The 15,714-nt window shown below is 63.1% G+C and carries 14 protein-coding genes; 3 read left to right on the top strand and 11 right to left on the bottom strand.

Annotated features, from left to right (window positions below; translation table 11 throughout):
• Positions 1-120 precede the first annotated feature (120 nt).
• The 5 genes from AIOL_RS05800 to AIOL_RS05780 all read right to left on the bottom strand — a co-directional run bounded on the left by AIOL_RS05800 (position 121) and on the right by AIOL_RS05780 (position 4,564).
• Positions 121-753, bottom strand: coding sequence for a tyrosine-type recombinase/integrase (locus AIOL_RS05800; protein ID WP_049642120.1), 633 nt, complete (start codon positions 751-753; stop codon positions 121-123).
• 222 nt (positions 754-975) lie between these two features.
• A complete protein-coding gene (locus AIOL_RS05795) occupies positions 976-2,073 on the bottom strand; it encodes an Ig-like domain-containing protein (protein WP_049642119.1) in 1,098 nt (365 codons plus the stop codon).
• Positions 2,074-2,077: 4 nt separating this feature from the next.
• Entirely contained in the window at positions 2,078-3,304 is a 1,227-nt protein-coding gene (locus tag AIOL_RS05790) for a hypothetical protein (protein WP_152912385.1), read from the bottom strand.
• A 65-nt stretch (positions 3,305-3,369) separates the two neighbouring features.
• Positions 3,370-4,257 (bottom strand): MBL fold metallo-hydrolase, encoded by an 888-nt coding sequence (locus tag AIOL_RS05785; protein ID WP_082152444.1) that lies wholly within the window; start codon positions 4,255-4,257, stop codon positions 3,370-3,372.
• Positions 4,258-4,279: 22 nt separating this feature from the next.
• Positions 4,280-4,564, bottom strand: a complete 285-nt coding sequence (locus AIOL_RS05780; protein WP_049642116.1) for a DUF2218 domain-containing protein — start codon at positions 4,562-4,564, stop codon at positions 4,280-4,282.
• Between the two features lie 95 nt (positions 4,565-4,659).
• Between AIOL_RS05780 and AIOL_RS05775 the strand changes: the two genes are divergently transcribed.
• Positions 4,660-5,604 carry a LysR family transcriptional regulator gene (locus tag AIOL_RS05775; RefSeq protein ID WP_049642115.1) on the top strand — a complete coding sequence of 315 codons (945 nt, stop codon included), beginning with the start codon at positions 4,660-4,662 and terminating at the stop codon, positions 5,602-5,604.
• A 148-nt stretch (positions 5,605-5,752) separates the two neighbouring features.
• On the opposite strand, the gene AIOL_RS05770 is transcribed toward AIOL_RS05775, so the two are convergent.
• Positions 5,753-8,545, bottom strand: coding sequence for a bifunctional aconitate hydratase 2/2-methylisocitrate dehydratase (locus AIOL_RS05770; RefSeq protein ID WP_049642114.1), 2,793 nt, complete (start codon positions 8,543-8,545; stop codon positions 5,753-5,755).
• 287 nt (positions 8,546-8,832) lie between these two features.
• Here AIOL_RS05770 and AIOL_RS05765 point away from each other — a divergent pair, with 287 nt between their 5' ends.
• Positions 8,833-9,867 (top strand): GlxA family transcriptional regulator, encoded by a 1,035-nt coding sequence (locus AIOL_RS05765; RefSeq protein WP_049642113.1) that lies wholly within the window; start codon positions 8,833-8,835, stop codon positions 9,865-9,867.
• Here AIOL_RS05765 and AIOL_RS05760 read toward each other — a convergent pair.
• The 4 genes from AIOL_RS05760 to AIOL_RS05745 are packed head-to-tail and all read right to left on the bottom strand — an operon-like array spanning position 9,845 to position 13,453.
• Positions 9,845-10,777, bottom strand: a complete 933-nt coding sequence (locus tag AIOL_RS05760) for a 3-hydroxyacyl-CoA dehydrogenase family protein (RefSeq protein WP_049642112.1) — start codon at positions 10,775-10,777, stop codon at positions 9,845-9,847. The two genes, AIOL_RS05765 and AIOL_RS05760, sit on opposite strands and share 23 nt — an antisense overlap.
• Positions 10,777-11,478 (bottom strand): SDR family NAD(P)-dependent oxidoreductase, encoded by a 702-nt coding sequence (locus AIOL_RS05755; protein ID WP_326973175.1) that lies wholly within the window; start codon positions 11,476-11,478, stop codon positions 10,777-10,779. Before AIOL_RS05755 ends, AIOL_RS05760 begins: the two co-directional genes overlap by 1 nt.
• Before the next feature lie 47 nt (positions 11,479-11,525).
• Positions 11,526-12,329 (bottom strand): SDR family NAD(P)-dependent oxidoreductase, encoded by an 804-nt coding sequence (locus tag AIOL_RS05750; RefSeq protein WP_049642111.1) that lies wholly within the window; start codon positions 12,327-12,329, stop codon positions 11,526-11,528.
• Positions 12,329-13,453 carry an aromatic ring-hydroxylating oxygenase subunit alpha gene (locus AIOL_RS05745; protein WP_049642110.1) on the bottom strand — a complete coding sequence of 375 codons (1,125 nt, stop codon included), beginning with the start codon at positions 13,451-13,453 and terminating at the stop codon, positions 12,329-12,331. Before AIOL_RS05745 ends, AIOL_RS05750 begins: the two co-directional genes overlap by 1 nt.
• 218 nt (positions 13,454-13,671) lie before the next feature.
• On the opposite strand from AIOL_RS05745, the gene AIOL_RS05740 reads away from it, so the two are divergent.
• Positions 13,672-14,718 carry a calcium-binding protein gene (locus AIOL_RS05740; protein WP_152912384.1) on the top strand — a complete coding sequence of 349 codons (1,047 nt, stop codon included), beginning with the start codon at positions 13,672-13,674 and terminating at the stop codon, positions 14,716-14,718.
• 359 nt (positions 14,719-15,077) lie between these two features.
• On the opposite strand, the gene AIOL_RS05735 is transcribed toward AIOL_RS05740, so the two are convergent.
• Positions 15,078-15,689: a TIGR02466 family protein gene (locus AIOL_RS05735; RefSeq protein WP_049642108.1), complete on the bottom strand. Its 612-nt coding sequence runs from the start codon at positions 15,687-15,689 to the stop codon at positions 15,078-15,080.
• Between the last annotated feature and the right edge of the window lie 25 nt (positions 15,690-15,714).

Below are 15,714 nucleotides of genomic sequence, written 5' to 3'. Positions count from 1 at the left end.
CTGATCCATTCGCAGAACGTTCACAAGCAATGGAAACAACCTCAATGGCAGCCTTGTCGTGCCGCGGTGCAACGTCAGCGGGTAGCGGCTTTGGGCCGCCCTTGCGAACGGCCCAAATGCTTAGATTTCAATAGCCTCCGCGATAGCCAAGGCATCTTCCAACTCAACTCCGAGATAGCGGACGGTGCTATCCATCTTCGTATGACCGAGCAGCAATTGGACTGCGCGCAGGTTGCCGGTTTTCTTGTAGATCTGCGTCACTTTGGTTCTTCGCATCGAATGTGTCCCGTACGCACTTGCCTCAAGGCCAATGGACGTGACCCAGTCGCGGACGATCCGAGCGTACTGACGGGTCGATATATGCAGTCGTTCATGGAAACGGCCCGGCCAAAGATACTCTGAGCCAACCATGAGCCGATCCTCCATCCACTTCTCAACGGAAGTCCGAGTGCCCTCGGAAATCTCAAAGCGGACAGGTTTCTGAGTTTTACTTTGCAGGACCGAGGCGCGTTCTTTCATTTGCCCCGATGCCATCACGTCGACGACCTTCAGCTTCACAAGATCACAGCCGCGAAGCTTGCTGTCGATCGCCATGTTGAAAAGCGCAAGGTCGCGATGGTTCTCTGCTAATTCAAGTCGGACGCGGATTGCCAAGACATGCTTGGGCTTCAGTGGTCGCTTTTGACCAACAATACGGCCCTTGTTCCAAGCAGGGCGAAGCGCGCGAATGGCAGGTAAGTTTGGTGTTTCCATAACTGATCCTCCGATCCGCCGTACCCTCCCACAACGACAACCCGACGTTGACGGAGGCAACTTATCACAGGATGCTGCGCTGCCTCCGATGTCGGCGAAGAGCCCAAATCGACAAATGCTTCAGAGTGCACCAATGGCCGCAATGTATAAGACCGCCGCAACGTGGAAGGCGGTCTAACTTAGTCGAGCTTCAATCCCAAATGTCCCAAAATAACACCGCCCCTAATCAGTGACTTCCACGGATGGCAATAAGGCCACCGGCACAGATATTCGGTCAATTTCCAGACCGTCTGTACCCACTGCATGGTCCAGGAGTTCTCTGAAATTGTTCCCGGCGACGTCTTCAAGAGTGGGGTTTATTGACAATGTAATATCCGTTGCCCAGTTACCCGACGGCACAAAAGTCCAGGTTTGTCCCGAGTTGTTGACATGTGATGTTCCGGCTCGGGCTAGGCTGGATCCTGAATGCACCTGGATTGCGGCCTGCAACTGGATGGAATCGAAGGGCCTGTCAAAGTTGACCACTATGGGATCGGTGGTGCTCGACCTGGGAGCCGAAACGGCCCAATTCGCGACGTCGGGCAGTGTCCGCAACGGCGCGGTCACTGCAAACGCCTTTTCGAACCTGTCCGTCTCGCCGCTGCCCGACGCGGTCGGCCATCCGCCCTCTACAACCAGCTTATAGCTTTTACCCTCTTCCAGCGCGGGTCCAAGGGTCACGTTCTGCGCCACACCGCGCTTGATCCGTCCGGGGTCCATCAGCAGAGTCAGACGGGTGCGGTCGGGACTCCAAAGTTCTTGTTTGAACTGCATAAAGGCGGCATCATCAATGTTTCCTTGGGCGTCCTCCAGCCGAATGTAGTCCTGCGCCACATGAGGTTTCATTGGCTGAGAGAAATGAATGTAGAAGCGCAGCGTGTTCTCGGGCAGCGTGTCGCCCGTAGGGGCAACCGCAGTCACTTGCGGTGGCTTGACAGCGCTGGCAAGGGCAAATTCCGTGAGGTGCCCCGTCTTAGCATGACGCAGCACATAAGGCTGCCCAGGTTCAAAGCCAAAGCTTGGGGTGAAGGCCAGGCCGCTTGGGCCGGACTGATAACGCCCGGTGATGGGCCTTCGCCCGTCGCAGCAATCACCTGCCGCGCCGACAAAGACCTCGAACGCGTCGGTGGTCTCGGCACCTTGCAGGACCACCGGGTCCGTGGGTACGGTCGGAAAGGTAATGCTGCCCTGGTCCCCCAGGGCAGCAGTTCCGATCCCGCCGGTGAGAAACACACTTGCACATAGGGCACGTAACAGTCTCAGCGGGATCGAAAAACGCATGGCGCTAGCCGTCCTTTTCGGCATGGTACTGCGGAAAGTCGAACTCCGCAGTCAGGTTATGCAGCCGATTGGGGAACATACTGGCATTCGAATCCAGGTTCAGGCTGCCCGTGTACATGTCGCGCGTGATCGACACAAAGAGCTGTTCGCTCAGCTGGTCGATATGCATGGACATGCCGTCGAACATCACCGCTTTGCCAACCGGGCCGAACGGCATCTCGGGCGAGAGGTCGAACTTGCCACCGCGTTCAAAATCGGCATCCGTAACGACCTTTGCATCCTGCAACGCTGTCATAGGGATCACCTGGGGCGAGCGGCTGTTGCTGGTCAGAAACAGAGCGTCCTGGCCAAAGAGGCTGTACGACACCATGTCCAACGGCTGACCGTTGCCATAATCGGCAATGGTGCGCGCGGCGATCTTTTCACCGTCTTGGATGTCCTCAAGCGGGATCAGCACAATTGGGCTACAGGTATAGGCCGCGACTAGCTGCTCTTTGCCGTCGATCATCTCGACCGACATCGCGCGCACAGGTGCACGGGTCTCGTACTGGTCATGGGCGATGTGATACATCTCGACGCTGGCGGTGCTTTGCGCGCCATCAAATGGATAGGACATGCGCCGCAGCGTCGACAGGAAGCTGTCGTAGGCCACGCCGGATACAAAGAGCTCACCGTTGTGGTACTCCATGTCCATGATCGCCATTGAGCTGAGCGGTATGTCGCCCTTCGCCAAGTCCCTCGCCATGGGCGGTTGGCCCATGATGCCGCGCGGGCGGAACTTGGTCTCCTCCTCAGGGAAGTGCTGCAGCGGCTGGGTGGTCGAGGCGGTCTGAGTAAGATCCACCAGCGCGATCTCACCGGCTTGTGTGACGCGGACCAAAACGGCGCGCGAGCCATGGGCACTAATGCGCGTCACCGAGATATAGATCTCCCGCGTGACTGGGTGGACAGCCATGTCATTGATCTCAACTGCGTTCGGGCCAACCCCGACCGCATCGGCGATCTGCTTGTCGATGTCGCCGATGAAGACCGGCTTGACCGCCTCGGGAGCGACCGCGCTGGTCAGATCCAGCGCAACGATGGCGCCAGCGTGGTTGTCGCCCACAAACAGCACGCCGTCGTCCGAGAATTCCAGCGCCCCGGCGAACTTGATGTCCGTTCCGGCAGAGGCCGCAAAAGGCATCAGCGCAGCAAGCGTCGCGCCCATCAGTTTGGATTTTAATCTGTTCATGTTTTGGTTCTCCTTATCGTTTTTAAAAAAAGGAACGCGGCGCAGACCACGTCCCGAACTTGGTCTCACCGATCCCAGTATTCTGCGATCAAGCTGAGCAGGAAGTCGCCGCCGTAGCCTGGGTAGGCCGCTTTGATCTGTGCCGAGGCCTCTTCAGGGTTGGCCGCCGTGGCCAGCACTTCGTCCATCGCCTTGACATAAGCGATCGCGGTATCCAGCTCGCCCCGCGAGGTCGGCAGGCCGTGGCCAACCAAGAGCGTCTCGCAGGCCGGGTCATCGCGCAGCTCCTCAAGCGTGGCGATCCAGTTCTTGCGGTTCACACCAGGGGCGAAGAACACGCCGTTATAGACAAGGTCCTGAACGATCGCGACCTGCTGCTCCGGCAGCACCGCCACCAGCATATGCGGAGCCTCGTTGTCACGATAATGGCGGAAATCAACAGGCACGCCCGCGATCTCGGTCATGCCAGGGATGATGTCGCCGCCGTCCAGCACGTTGGTGGGCGTGCCAAAATCGCCGCCGGATTCAGCGCGAATGCCCTCCCGAATCTCTGGCAGCGTGTCAAAGGTGATGCCCTCGAATGCCGGCGCGCCGCCCCAATGGTCAGGATGCTCGTGGCTAGTGATCGCCTGAGCGACAGGTTTGCCGGCTGCGGAAATCAACCCCGCGACCTCCGCCGCGGTGGGTGGCATAAAGGTGCTGTCAACGAGCATCAGTGCGTCGTCGAACTCGACCACATGGGCGGTTACATTCACCACCATCGCGGGTGAAACGTAACTGTGGAAGGTGACGCCGCCTTTGGCAAAGCTGTGCACGGTGCCGGGGGGCATGTCGCCCTGCTGGGCCAAGGCTGGGGTTGGCTTGAACGCGGTGCGCAATAGCGCCGCAGCGCCGACGGTCAGGGTCGCGCCTTGCAACAATGCGCGGCGCGAAAGCTGTGGTGTGCCAGTCATAACATACTCTTTCTGTTTGATTTTAAATCGATCTTTGCCATTCGATGGTCGGGTTTTCGCGAAAGGCAAACCGTGCCAGATGGTTCTCAAGAAAGCGTTCTAAGCGTGGCAAGTTGTCAGCCTCCGACGCGCCGGACATCGACAGATGCTCGGGATCAGCAGACAAGCGGCAGGTGCCGAAGGGCAGTGTGACGGTGCCCTCTGCGCGGGTGAACTCGACCTCGACCTTGTGCGCAAAATGCTTGCAGAGCTGTTGAAGGTAGCGGCTGGCGTTCTTGGTGGCGACGATGGCAGTGGTCTGAGACATGTCGGTCCTTCTCGGTAACTGCGGTCAATCTAGACTCGGCGCAGCGTTTCGATTAGCGGTATATTTCCGAAATCATTGTTCGATGGATTGCAAAGATGAATGACGAGTATCGCGGCCTGGCCATTTTCGTTGCTGTCCATGAGGCGGGCAGTTTCAGCGCTGCGGGCCGACGTTTGAAGCTTTCGACCTCGGTGGTGAGCCATCACATCTCGAAACTCGAAGATCGTTTGGGCGCGGCGCTGTTCTTTCGTTCCACGCGCTCGCTGAAGCTGACGCGCGAGGGCGAACGGATCCTCGATGCCTCGCGACGCATGGTCTCTGCAGGGGCCGAAGCCATGGACCTCCTCAGCGACGAGGCAGAGCAACCTGTCGGCGCGCTGCGCGTGACAATGCCCGCATTTGGGATGAACAGCTCGTTACATGACGCGATTTGGCAATTCGCCAAGGCGCATCCCATGGTCGCGTTATCCATACACAGCAGCGATAAGGCCGTCGATCTGGTCCGGGATGGCTACGACCTGGCCATTCGCCTTGGAACATTGGCAGATAGCTCCCTCAAGAGCCGCCGGATCGGCACGTTCCACCGCAAAATCGTCGCCACGCCGGACTTCCTTGTAAGGCGCCCTGAGTTGACGGACCTAAACGATCTGGCGGCTGCGGAATTTGTCTCACTCTCTGTGGTGCCAGACACGATCTCGCTGCGCTACAAAGATGAGGACGTCCGCGTGACGTTGCAAAATATCCGGGTGGAGGTCGACGCCGTGACCGCAGGTCGCGCGGCGGTCTTGCAGGGGTTGGGCTTGATGAGCCTGCCGCTGAATGAAATTAAAGACGATCTGGAGACCGGTGCTCTGGTCGAAGTTTGCGAGGACTGGCAATTGCCCTCGTTCGGGATCTACGCGGTCTGGGCGGATACCGGGTCGCAAAAAAAACTGACACGGCGGCTGATCGACTACCTCGCGGAGCACTCGAAGCAATCTACAGAGTGGCGTCTGAACAAACAACTTGAAGTGCCCGGAACGGAAAGAGCGCCCATGTAAGCCGGACCAGACATTCATACGAACACTTCGAAAGGCTGTTTTGTCCCGCATAGCCGACAAGCCCAAATTTAACACCCGCGGAAAAATTCGCGGGAGGTTCACAAAAAAAGGCCCGCACAGTGGCGGGCCCTCTTGCAACGCGTTCGGCTCAGAAATGCACCGAGCGGGTCATGCCTGGCTTCTCCATCGGCGGCGCGAATTTGGTGAGGTCGATGCCCTCCACCGCGACCTTGTACTCCTCCAGCGTGGGCGTGCGGCCCAGGATGGCCGACAGGACGACAACGGGCGTTGACCCCAGCAGGGACTCGCCCTTCTTGGTGTCGCTATCGCCCACCACGCGGCCCTGGAACAGCCGCGTCGAGGTCGCCAGCACGGTGTCGCCCTTGGCGGCCTTCTCTTGGTTGCCCATACACAGGTTGCAGCCGGGGCGCTCCAGGTAGAGGATGTTCTCGTACTCGGTCCGGGCGACCCTTTTGGGCGCGCTGTCGTCGAACTCGAACCCGCAGTATTTCTGCAGGATGGCCCAGTCGCCCTCGGCCTTCAGCTCGTCGATGATGTTGTAGGTCGGCGCGGCCACGACCAGCGGCGCCTGGAAGGACACCGCGCCATGGGCGGCCTCTAGGTTGCGCAGCATCTGCGCCACGATCTTGATGTCGCCCTTATGCACCATGCAGGAGCCGACAAAGCCCAGGTCGACCTTCTTCTCGGCGCGGTAGAACGAGATCGGCCGGATCGTGTCATGCGTATAGCGCTTCGAGATGTCGGCGTTGTTCACATCCGGGTCCGCGATCATCGGCTCGACGATCTCGTCCAGGTCCACCACGACCTCGGCAAAGTACTTGGCGTTGTCGTCCGGCGACAGGGCGGGCTTCTCGCCAGAGCGGATCTGCGCGATCCGAGCCTCGGCGATGTCGATCAGCCCCTGCAGCATCTGCGCGTCGTTCTCCATCCCCTTCTCGATCATGATCTGGATGCGGGACTTGGCGATCTCCAGGCTCTCAATCAGCGTCTCGTCATTCGAGATGCAGATCGAGGCCTTGGCCTTCATCTCGGCGGTCCAGTCGGTGAAGGTAAAGGCCTGGTCGGCCAGCAGCGTGCCGATATGCACCTCGATGATGCGGCCCTGGAACACGTTGTCGCCGTGCTGCGCCAGCATCTGCAACTGGGTGGCGTGCACCACGTCGCGGAAGTCCATGTGCTCGGCCATCTGGCCCTTGAACGTGACCTTCACGGATTCCGGGATCGGCATGGTCGCCTCGCCGGTGGCCAGCGCCAGCGCCACGGTGCCGCTATCGGCGCCAAAGGCCACGCCCTTGGACATGCGCGTGTGGCTGTCGCCGCCGATGATGATCGCCCAGTCATCCACCGTGATGTCGTTGAGCACCTTGTGGATCACGTCGGTCATCGGGTGGTAGACGCCCTTGGGGTCGCGGCCGGTGACCAGGCCGAACTTGTGCATGAAGGCCATCAGCTTTGGCGTGTTGGCCTGCGCCTTGAGGTCCCAGACCGAGGCCGTGTGGCAGCCGGACTGATACGCCCCGTCCACCGAGGGGGACAGGATGGTGGCCGCCATCGCCTCGAGCTCTTGCGCGGTCATCGGGCCGGTGGTGTCCTGGCTGCCGACGATGTTGACCCTGGCGCGCACGTCCGAGCCCGCATGCAGCACGTTGCCCGGCGTCACGCCCACCGCGTTGGCGTTAAAGATCTTCTCGACCGCGGTCAGGCCCTGGCCCTCGTGGCTGATCTCCTTGGACGGCGCGAAGACCAGCGGCGCCTCGATGCCCAGGGTCTCGGCGGCGAAAGTCTGCAGCTTCTTGCCGAAGACGATCGCGTAGGACCCGCCCGCCTTCATGAACTCCACCTTCTGCGGGGTGAAGGAGGACGCCATATCGACCAGCTCCTCCGAGCCGTCGGCGTTGTAAAGCTTCTTTTGCTTGGTGTTGATGGTCAGCACCGTGCCCGTGGCGACCGAATAGCGCTCCTCCAGGACCGGGTTGCCGTCGTTGTTGAGGATGGGGTTGCCGTCCTGGTCGACCTTCTTCACCCAGTTCTTCAGGTCCACCCCGATGCCGCCGGTGACGCCCACGGTGGTCAGGAAGATCGGCGAGATGCCGTTGGTGCCCGCCACGACCGGGGCGATATTCACGAAGGGCACATAGGGGCTGGCCTGCGTGCCGGTCCAAAGCGCCACGTTGTTGACGCCCGACATGCGCGACGAGCCCACGCCCATCGTGCCCTTCTCAGCCACCAGCATCACGCGCGCGTCCGGGTGCTGCAGCTTGAGGTCCTGGATCTCTTTCTGGGCGCGCTCGGTGATCAGGCACTTGCCATGCAGCTCGCGGTCGGCGCGCGAATGCGCCTGGTTGCCGGGGCTCAGCAGGTCGGTCGAGATGTCGCCCTCGGCGGCGACATAGGTGACGACTTGGACCTCCTCCTCGATCTCGGGGAGCTTGGTGAAGAACTCGGCCTTGGCGTAGCTGTCCAGAAGCTCCGCGGCGATGGCATTGCCGGCCTTATGGGCGGCGGCGATGCGGTCGGTGTCGGCCTCGTAGAGGAAGACCTGGGTCTTCAGCACCTCGGCGGCGTCCTTGGCAAGCGCGGCGTCGTCTCCGAGCGCCAGGTCCAGCAGCACCTCCACCGAGGGGCCGCCCTTCATATGCGACAGCAGCTCGAATGCGAAGTCCGGCGTGATCTCGGCGACCATTGCCTGGCCCAGCAGGATCTCCTTGAGGAAGGCGGCCTTGGCGCCCGCGGCACTCGTGGTGCCGGGCAGCGTGTTGTAGATGAAAAAGCGCAGGCAGTCTTCCCGATGGGCGCTGGCGCTGTCCTTGATATGGCCAATGATCTCGGTCACCAGGGCGCCATCGTCGATGGGCTTGGGGCTGAGCCCCTGCTCTTTGCGGGTTTCGATTTCAGCGAGGTACTCGGCGTATGCGGTCATGATCAGGTCCGGGATTGGCGTGGGTTTGCGCGGGAAGGAAGGCCCCGACGCGCCCAGTTGGCTTTGGTATACTTCTGTATGCAATGGCGGCGGGCATTTCAAGCTTTGTTCACGCGGCATTCTAGGGCAACACCCTCAAAATAGGGTAACCACGCGCCATCTGGCCCAACGCAACCGCGTCTGGGGAGTGCAATGCAGGGCCGACACGGATCTGTCAAACATAATTGCCGTGGGGTTAGTGCCCAAGCGGGCTTGATGAATTCACCCAGCGCTATACAAATTTGGCCATGCCCCAAGATCCCAACGCCGCCCTGGAGATCGCGGTTCTGGTGGCGCCGCATTTCAACGTCTCTGCGACGACCTCCTTCGTCGACCCGTTCCGGGTGGCGAATTACCTGTCGGGATCGGCGCGGTTCTCGTGGAGCTATCTGTCCCAGGCGGGCGGCGCGGTGGAGTCCAGCAGCGGGCTTGTGGTGCAGACCGGCGCGCTTAGGGACTACCCCGCCAAGGAGACCCCCTGGCTGGCGCTGGTCAGCACAAGCTGGTCACCAGAGCGGCACGGGTCCAGCCTGCTCAGCGCCAGGCTGGTGCGATGGGCCCAGGGCGGCGCCATCATCGGCGGCCTGGACACTGGCGGGATCGTTCTGGCCCGCGCCGGGCTGCTCAAAGGCAAGTCCGCGACGGTCCATTACGAACATATCGACGCCTTTATCGAGCTGGCGCCCGAGACCAGCGTGACCGAGACCCTGTTCGTGGTCGAGGACGGCGTCTTTACCTGCTGCGGCGGCACGGCGGCGACCGACATCGCGCTGCGGCTGTTGCGCTCCGCGGCGGGAGAGAGCATCGCGAACGCCGCGGCGCGGTATCTCTTTCACCATGACGTGCGCGACGAGGACCACTCGCAGAACCCCAAAGGGTTCGAGCCGATGGGATATGTCACGCCAAGCCCGGTTCGCGCGGCCATCGACATGATGGAGGCGCATCTGGAGGCGCCGCTGACGATCCCCGACATCTCGGCCCGCCTGGGGCTGTCGCAGCGGCATCTGGGGCGGCTCTTTCGGCGCTACGTCCGAAAATCACCCGTCGCCTATTACCGCGACATCCGGCTGGACCGGGCCCGCGGGCTGGTGACGCAAACAGAGCTAAGGCTCAGCGAGATCGCCGCCGCCGCGGGGTTCAACAGCCAGGCGCATTTCACGCGGGCCTATCACCAGCGCTTTGGGCTCGCGCCAAGCGCCGACCGCGTGCAGGGGCGCGTGCCCTTCGAATTCCGCGCCTGGCCGATGCACCAGCCCGGCCTCAAGAGCGCAGGCTCCGCGTAGCCGCCTGCAGCGCCGTTAGCATCCGGTCGCGTTCCGCTGACAGCTCCTCGGGGCTGCGCCCGCGCGCCTGCGCGTCCATGCCCGCGACCAGCTTTTTGATCACATCCGCGTCCAGGCGCGGGTCGCCCAGCCCGTCCCACCAGCCGTTGAACGTGTCCTTGAAATGCGCGCAGAACGCCTCTAGCCCGCCATCCCCTGCCCCCAGATGGAACAGCATCGTCGGGCCCATGGCGGCCCATCGCAGCCCCGGCCCCGCCCACATCGCCTTGTCGATATCCTCGACGCTGGCCACGCCCTCCAGGGCCATATGCACCGCCTCGCGCCAGACCGCGGCCTGCAGCCGGTTGGCGACATGGCCGGGCAGGCCCTTCTTGATGCGGATCGTGACCTTGCCGATGTCTTGATAGAACGCCTCGGTGCTCTCCAGCACGCCCGCGCCGGTGCGCGCATTCGCCGTAAGCTCGACCAAGGGGATCAGATGCGGCGGGTTGAACGGGTGCCCCAGGATTAGCTTGCCCGGGTCGCGCCAGCCCTCCTGCAAGGCCTCCAGGGTCAGCCCAGAGGTGGCGCTTGAAACGATGGCGCCCGCGGCCAGGGCCGGCTCGATCTCTTGGTAGGTGGCGTGTTTGATGGCCAGGCGCTCAGGCACGTTCTCCTGCACGAATTGCGCGCCCGCGACCGCCGCGCTTGCGGTCGGGGCAAAACGGATGGCGTCGGACGTGGCCCGCTCGGTAAGGCCCAGCTCTTGCAGGGCGGGCCAGGCCCTTTTGATGTAGGCGCGCGCGGCGTCCTCGGCGCCGGGATCGGGGTCGAACACCGCAACGCTGCGCCCGGCGGCCAGGAACAGGGCCGCCCAGCTGGCCCCGATCACGCCCGCGCCCAGCACGGCGATATGCTTGATCTCGGTCATCAGAACAGCCCCGGGTTCAAAGGCGAGGCCGCCGTCATGCCGCCATCCAGCGTATAAAGCTGCCCGGTGGCGAACCCGGCCTCGTCCGAGGCCAGCCACACCGCCATCGCGGCGACATCGGCGGGCTGCCCGAACCGGCGCACCGCGTGGCGGGCCAGCGCATCGCGCCGCGCGGCCTGCGGATCGCGCGCCAGGTCGAACCCGGCCTCCAGCATGCCCGTCTCGATCCAGCCGGGGCAGATCGCGTTGCAGCGTATGTCGGGCCCGTGATCGACGGCGATGGACCGCGTCAGCCCGTGCACAAAGGCCTTCGACGCGTTGTAAAGCGCCATGGACGGGTCCGCGACATGGCCCGAAATCGAGCCGATATTGATGATCGAGCCGCCCTTGGGCATCCGCGGGATGAACGCGCGGCAGCAGTTGAAGACCCCGCGCGCGTTGACCCCCATGACGGCGTCCCAATCCGCGTCGGTGCTGTCGACCACGGTCTTTTCGACCTGCACGCCGGCGTTGTTGACCAGGATATCCACCGCTTGGCCCGCCTCTGCTACGGCCTGCTCTGCGGCCCGCGCCACGGCTTCCGGGTCGCTGACGTCCAGGCTTACCCACTCGGCCGGGAAGGCCTCTGGCCGCGGCCCACGCCCGCAGGCCGTGACCTGCGCGCCCTCCGCCAGGAAGCGCTCGACAATCGCGCGGCCGATCCCCTACCGCCCGCCGGTCACAAAGGCGCGCTTGCCTGCCAGCCGGGTCACAGGCGCATCTGCTGCACCTGCGCCGACAGCCCCCCGTCCAGCACCCAGAGCTGCCCGCTGGCATAGCGCGCCTCGTCCGAGGCCAGCCAGTTCACCAGGTTGGCGATGTCCTCGGGCGTGCCGTAGATGCGCATCGGGTGCACGTCGCGCACCGCCTTTTGCAGGGTCTCGATGCTGCCGCCTGCGCCGCCGGACCCGTCGCCGTTGAAAAAGCTCTGCAGCATGGGCGTGTCGATATAGCCGGGGCAGATGGCGTTGACGCGGATGCCCTCGGGGCCGTGGTCACAGGCCATGGCGCGGGTCAGGGCATGCACCGCCCCCTTGGTGGCGCAATAGGCGGCCAGGCCGGGGTCGGCGATGAACCCGTCGTAGCTGCCAAAGTTGATCAGGCTGGCGCTGCTGCTGCCGCCGCCCCTGCCCCCGCCCCTCGCGGCCGCGCGCATCAAGGGCAGCGCGTGTTTCGAGGTCAGGAAGGTGCCGGTCGCGTTGACCGCAAAGCTGCGGTTCCATTCCTCTAGCGAGGTCTGCTCGACGGTCTTCTCGATCTCGATGCCCGCGGCGTTCACCAGGATGTGCAGATGCCCCTCTTCGTCCTGAACCTGGCGCATCGCGGCAATAACCGACCCCTCGTCGGTCACGTCCATGCGCAGGAAATGCCCCGCGCCGGGGCCGTCAAGGGACCCGCCTTCGGACAGGTCGGTGGCGTAGACCTTGGCGCCCTCGCGCTCGAACCGGGCGCAGATGGCGCGCCCGATGCCGCCCCGCGCGCCGGTGACCAGCGCGATCTTGCCCTCCAGCATTATGGGGCGGCCGCCGACGCGTAGGCGTCCAGCACCAGCCCGTGAAAGTGATGCACCGCGTGCTCGGATTTCCCCGAGCCGTCCGGGTCGTGCACGATGCGGCCCTGGGTGAAGGCGGGGGTGCGCATGCCGCGCTGCACGCTCTCGACCAGGCCGATATCCTCGACCTGCAGGACCTCGTCCAGGTATCGGATCGCGTCCAGCTCCATCGGGTCCGGCTCGGGCGTCTCAAGGAAGAAGTCATAGGTCTCTAACGTGCGGTCCGGCCCCACGGGGATGACGTTGAGCACGATCATGCTGGAGCGGCCCGGGTAGCGCATCAGGCAGGTGGTCGGCCAGAGCCACCACACGGCATGGGTCTTCACCGTGGCGTTCGAGACGTCATAGGCGCTGTTTGAGGACCGCCCGGCATCCGCCATGTGGCTGGAGTAGATACCGTAGGTGGTGACCTTGTAGGTGTCCATGTCCACCAGGTCGCAGAAATCCTTATGCGCCGTGGGGCAGTGGTAGCATTCCAGGAAGTTGTCCACGACGTTCTTCCAGTTGGACCTGATGTCATAGGTCAGCCGGTGCCCGAAGGTCAGCTGGTCCACATCCGGGGCCCAGTGGCGGATCTCGGTCTCCAGGTCGCCGGATTGCTGGACCAGGGGGGCGGCGTGCGGGTCGAGGTTGACGAAGACGAAGCCGCAGAACTCCTCGACCCGCACCGCGTCCAGGCAGATGTCCTTGACGTCGAACTCGTGCAGGTTCTCGGTATGCGGCGCGCGGGCCAGCTGGCCGTCCAGGCGGTACACCCAGGCGTGGTAGGGGCACATGATGCGGCTGGTGTTGCCCTCGCCCGATAGCAGGGCGTGCGCGCGGTGCTTGCAGACGTTGTAGAAGGCGCGCAGGGTGGCGTCCGCGTCGCGGACGATGGCGATGGGGTGGCCGGCGATCTCGGCGGTGACGTAGGACCCCGGCGCGCGCGTCTTCTCGACATGGCAGACCCATTGCCAGCTCTTGGACAGGATCGCGCGCTGGTCGGCATCGAACCACTCCGCGCTGGTATAGGCGGCGGCCAGCAAAGACCGAGACCGCGACGGGTCCGGGTCATAGCCCGCAAAGATGGGTTTCGTGTCCGGCATGATGGCACCTCTTACTCGCGCTTCAGACTATGACAGCGCGGCGGCCGCGGCATAGCTTTTTCGCCACGCGGTTTGGTTTTTTGGCCATTTCGAACGGCGCAAGAGGGCCTGCCCCTACATGGCTCCGCGGCAGGAAACAGTTTTTTTCCAAATCAAAGATGGTTTTGGTTAACATGACCGCTATCCTCCGGCCCGGGGGAGTGTCGAGGGATTTTGAAGTGATTGCTGTATGGATCATGCTGGGGCTTGGCCTCGGGGCCGTTGCCCTCGATCTACTCGGCGACGACGAAAGCAGCGATGATACCCCCGACGATACCCCCGAAGATTCTGACGGCGAGCTTTTCTTCGTGGACGACGGCGAGACGGTCACCGGGACCGACGGGACCGATCTCTTCACCTACGACCCAAGCGCCACGGGCCTGGCCGGGGCCACGGCCTCGGGAGGCGCCGGGGACGACGTCTTTATCTTCGACACCGGCGGGCTGGTCCTCAATAGCAGCGCGCTCGATGGCGGCACGGGTAACGATCTCATGCGCGTGAACGCCAACGCTTCCACAATATCAGGCGGAGAAGGCGACGATACAATAGAGGGTGCTCTAACTGGAGGCCGCGTGTTCGGCGACGCGGGGGATGACCAGATCACAATCGTGACCCGCGGCGCGGACAATCCAGAATTAGATGGTGGCCTCGGCAATGATACGATCGATGCCCGCGGATCAAACAACATAGGACTGTTCGGAGCAGAGGGCGACGACCTTCTGATAACGGATGGGTTCGGCGTAGGTGGGGCGGCGTATCTGATCACGGCGGATGGCGGCGAGGGCGATGACACGCTGCGGCACGAATACTCATACTCCCCACCGCGAGTCGATGCCGAGCCCGGGGTGGACTTGCCCGCGCAATTGACGGGCGGATCCGGCGCGGATGTGTTCGAGATCGGATTGATTGCCGGCAACGGGGGCTTCACCGGCAATGGATCAGAGACCGTGACCGAAACGATTGCCGTGGTTCAGGACTTCGCGCCGGGCGAGGACGTGCTCACGATCGATCTCGGCGGGCTCGGCCTGGGATACACCGCGACCGAGGCCACCCTGGTCGAGAACACCGCGGACGGCACCACGACGTTTCAAATGACCCTAACCTCCGCGACGCTGCCGACGCAGAACCTCAGCGTGACGATGAACAACGCCACGGGGGTAAGCTGGGACGATGTGGTCTTCACAAACGGAACGCCGCCGACATTGGTGCCGCCGGCGGTGGTCTAGCGCGTAGTGTGAAGTCTGCCTGTGCGGCGCGGAGGGCACCGCGCGGTCTGTTAACCGCCCCGTTTGCGGGCATGTTGCCCGACGGAAAGCCGACACAATGCCGACGTTATGCCGACACCGGTTTTACCCGCAAAATAAGGCGTTAACCCCCGATTCGGCGCCCATACGGGCTCGCGTCGGTAAGATCCCGTTAAGATTTGCCGTAGGATGGGGTTCCACCCCATCACCCCGAGTAGGTAGGATGGGGTTCTACCCCATCACCCCGGATAGGTAGGATGGCGCTCCACCCCATCACCGCAGTTAGGTAGGATGGCGTTCCACCCCATCGCCTCACATGGGTAGGATGGGGTTCTACCCCATCACCCCCAGCCGTAATTGAAGCTCACCGAGATGCGCTCCCCTTCGGCCATGTTCATCGGCACCTCATGGCGCAACCAGCTCTCCCACAGCAGCACGTCACCGACCTTGGGCGCCACGTAAACAAAGCTCTGCCGGTCCTCCGGGGCGTCCTTGCGGCGCGGCGGAGCGGCCATCATCATCGCGTGGCGCGGGTCCTCCAGCTTCAGCGCCGAGGCGCCGTCGGGCATGGCCACATAGGTCGTCCCCGAGATCACCGAATGCGGGTGGATATGGCTGGCATGGGCGCCGCCCTCGGGCAGGATGTTGATCCAAATATCCTCTAGCTTCAGCGGCTTACCATCCAGGTCAAAGCCCAGATCCGCAGCGAACTCCGCCACGCTTTCGTCCAGCGCCCGCACCAGATCGGCAAAGATCGGGAACCGCCACGGCAGGTCCGTCAGGCTGGCATAGCTAGTATAGCCGGGAAAACCGTTCTCCTCGGACCAGGCCTGCCCGGCCTCATCATCCTCGTAGATCGCGTAGCAGGAGTTCTCCAACTCGTCATAGTCCACGCCCGCAACATGGGCCTGGTAGAGACGGGTGACAAAGAGGGATCGAATATCAGCAGCCATGGCGGGACACTTACCGCACCGGGAC

The sequence above is a fragment of the Candidatus Rhodobacter oscarellae genome, assembly GCF_001078595.1.
GTDB lineage: Bacteria > Pseudomonadota > Alphaproteobacteria > Rhodobacterales > Rhodobacteraceae > Rhodobacter_B > Rhodobacter_B oscarellae.
Note: the sequence above shows the minus strand (reverse complement) of the source record. Positions and strands in the feature narration are given on the sequence as shown.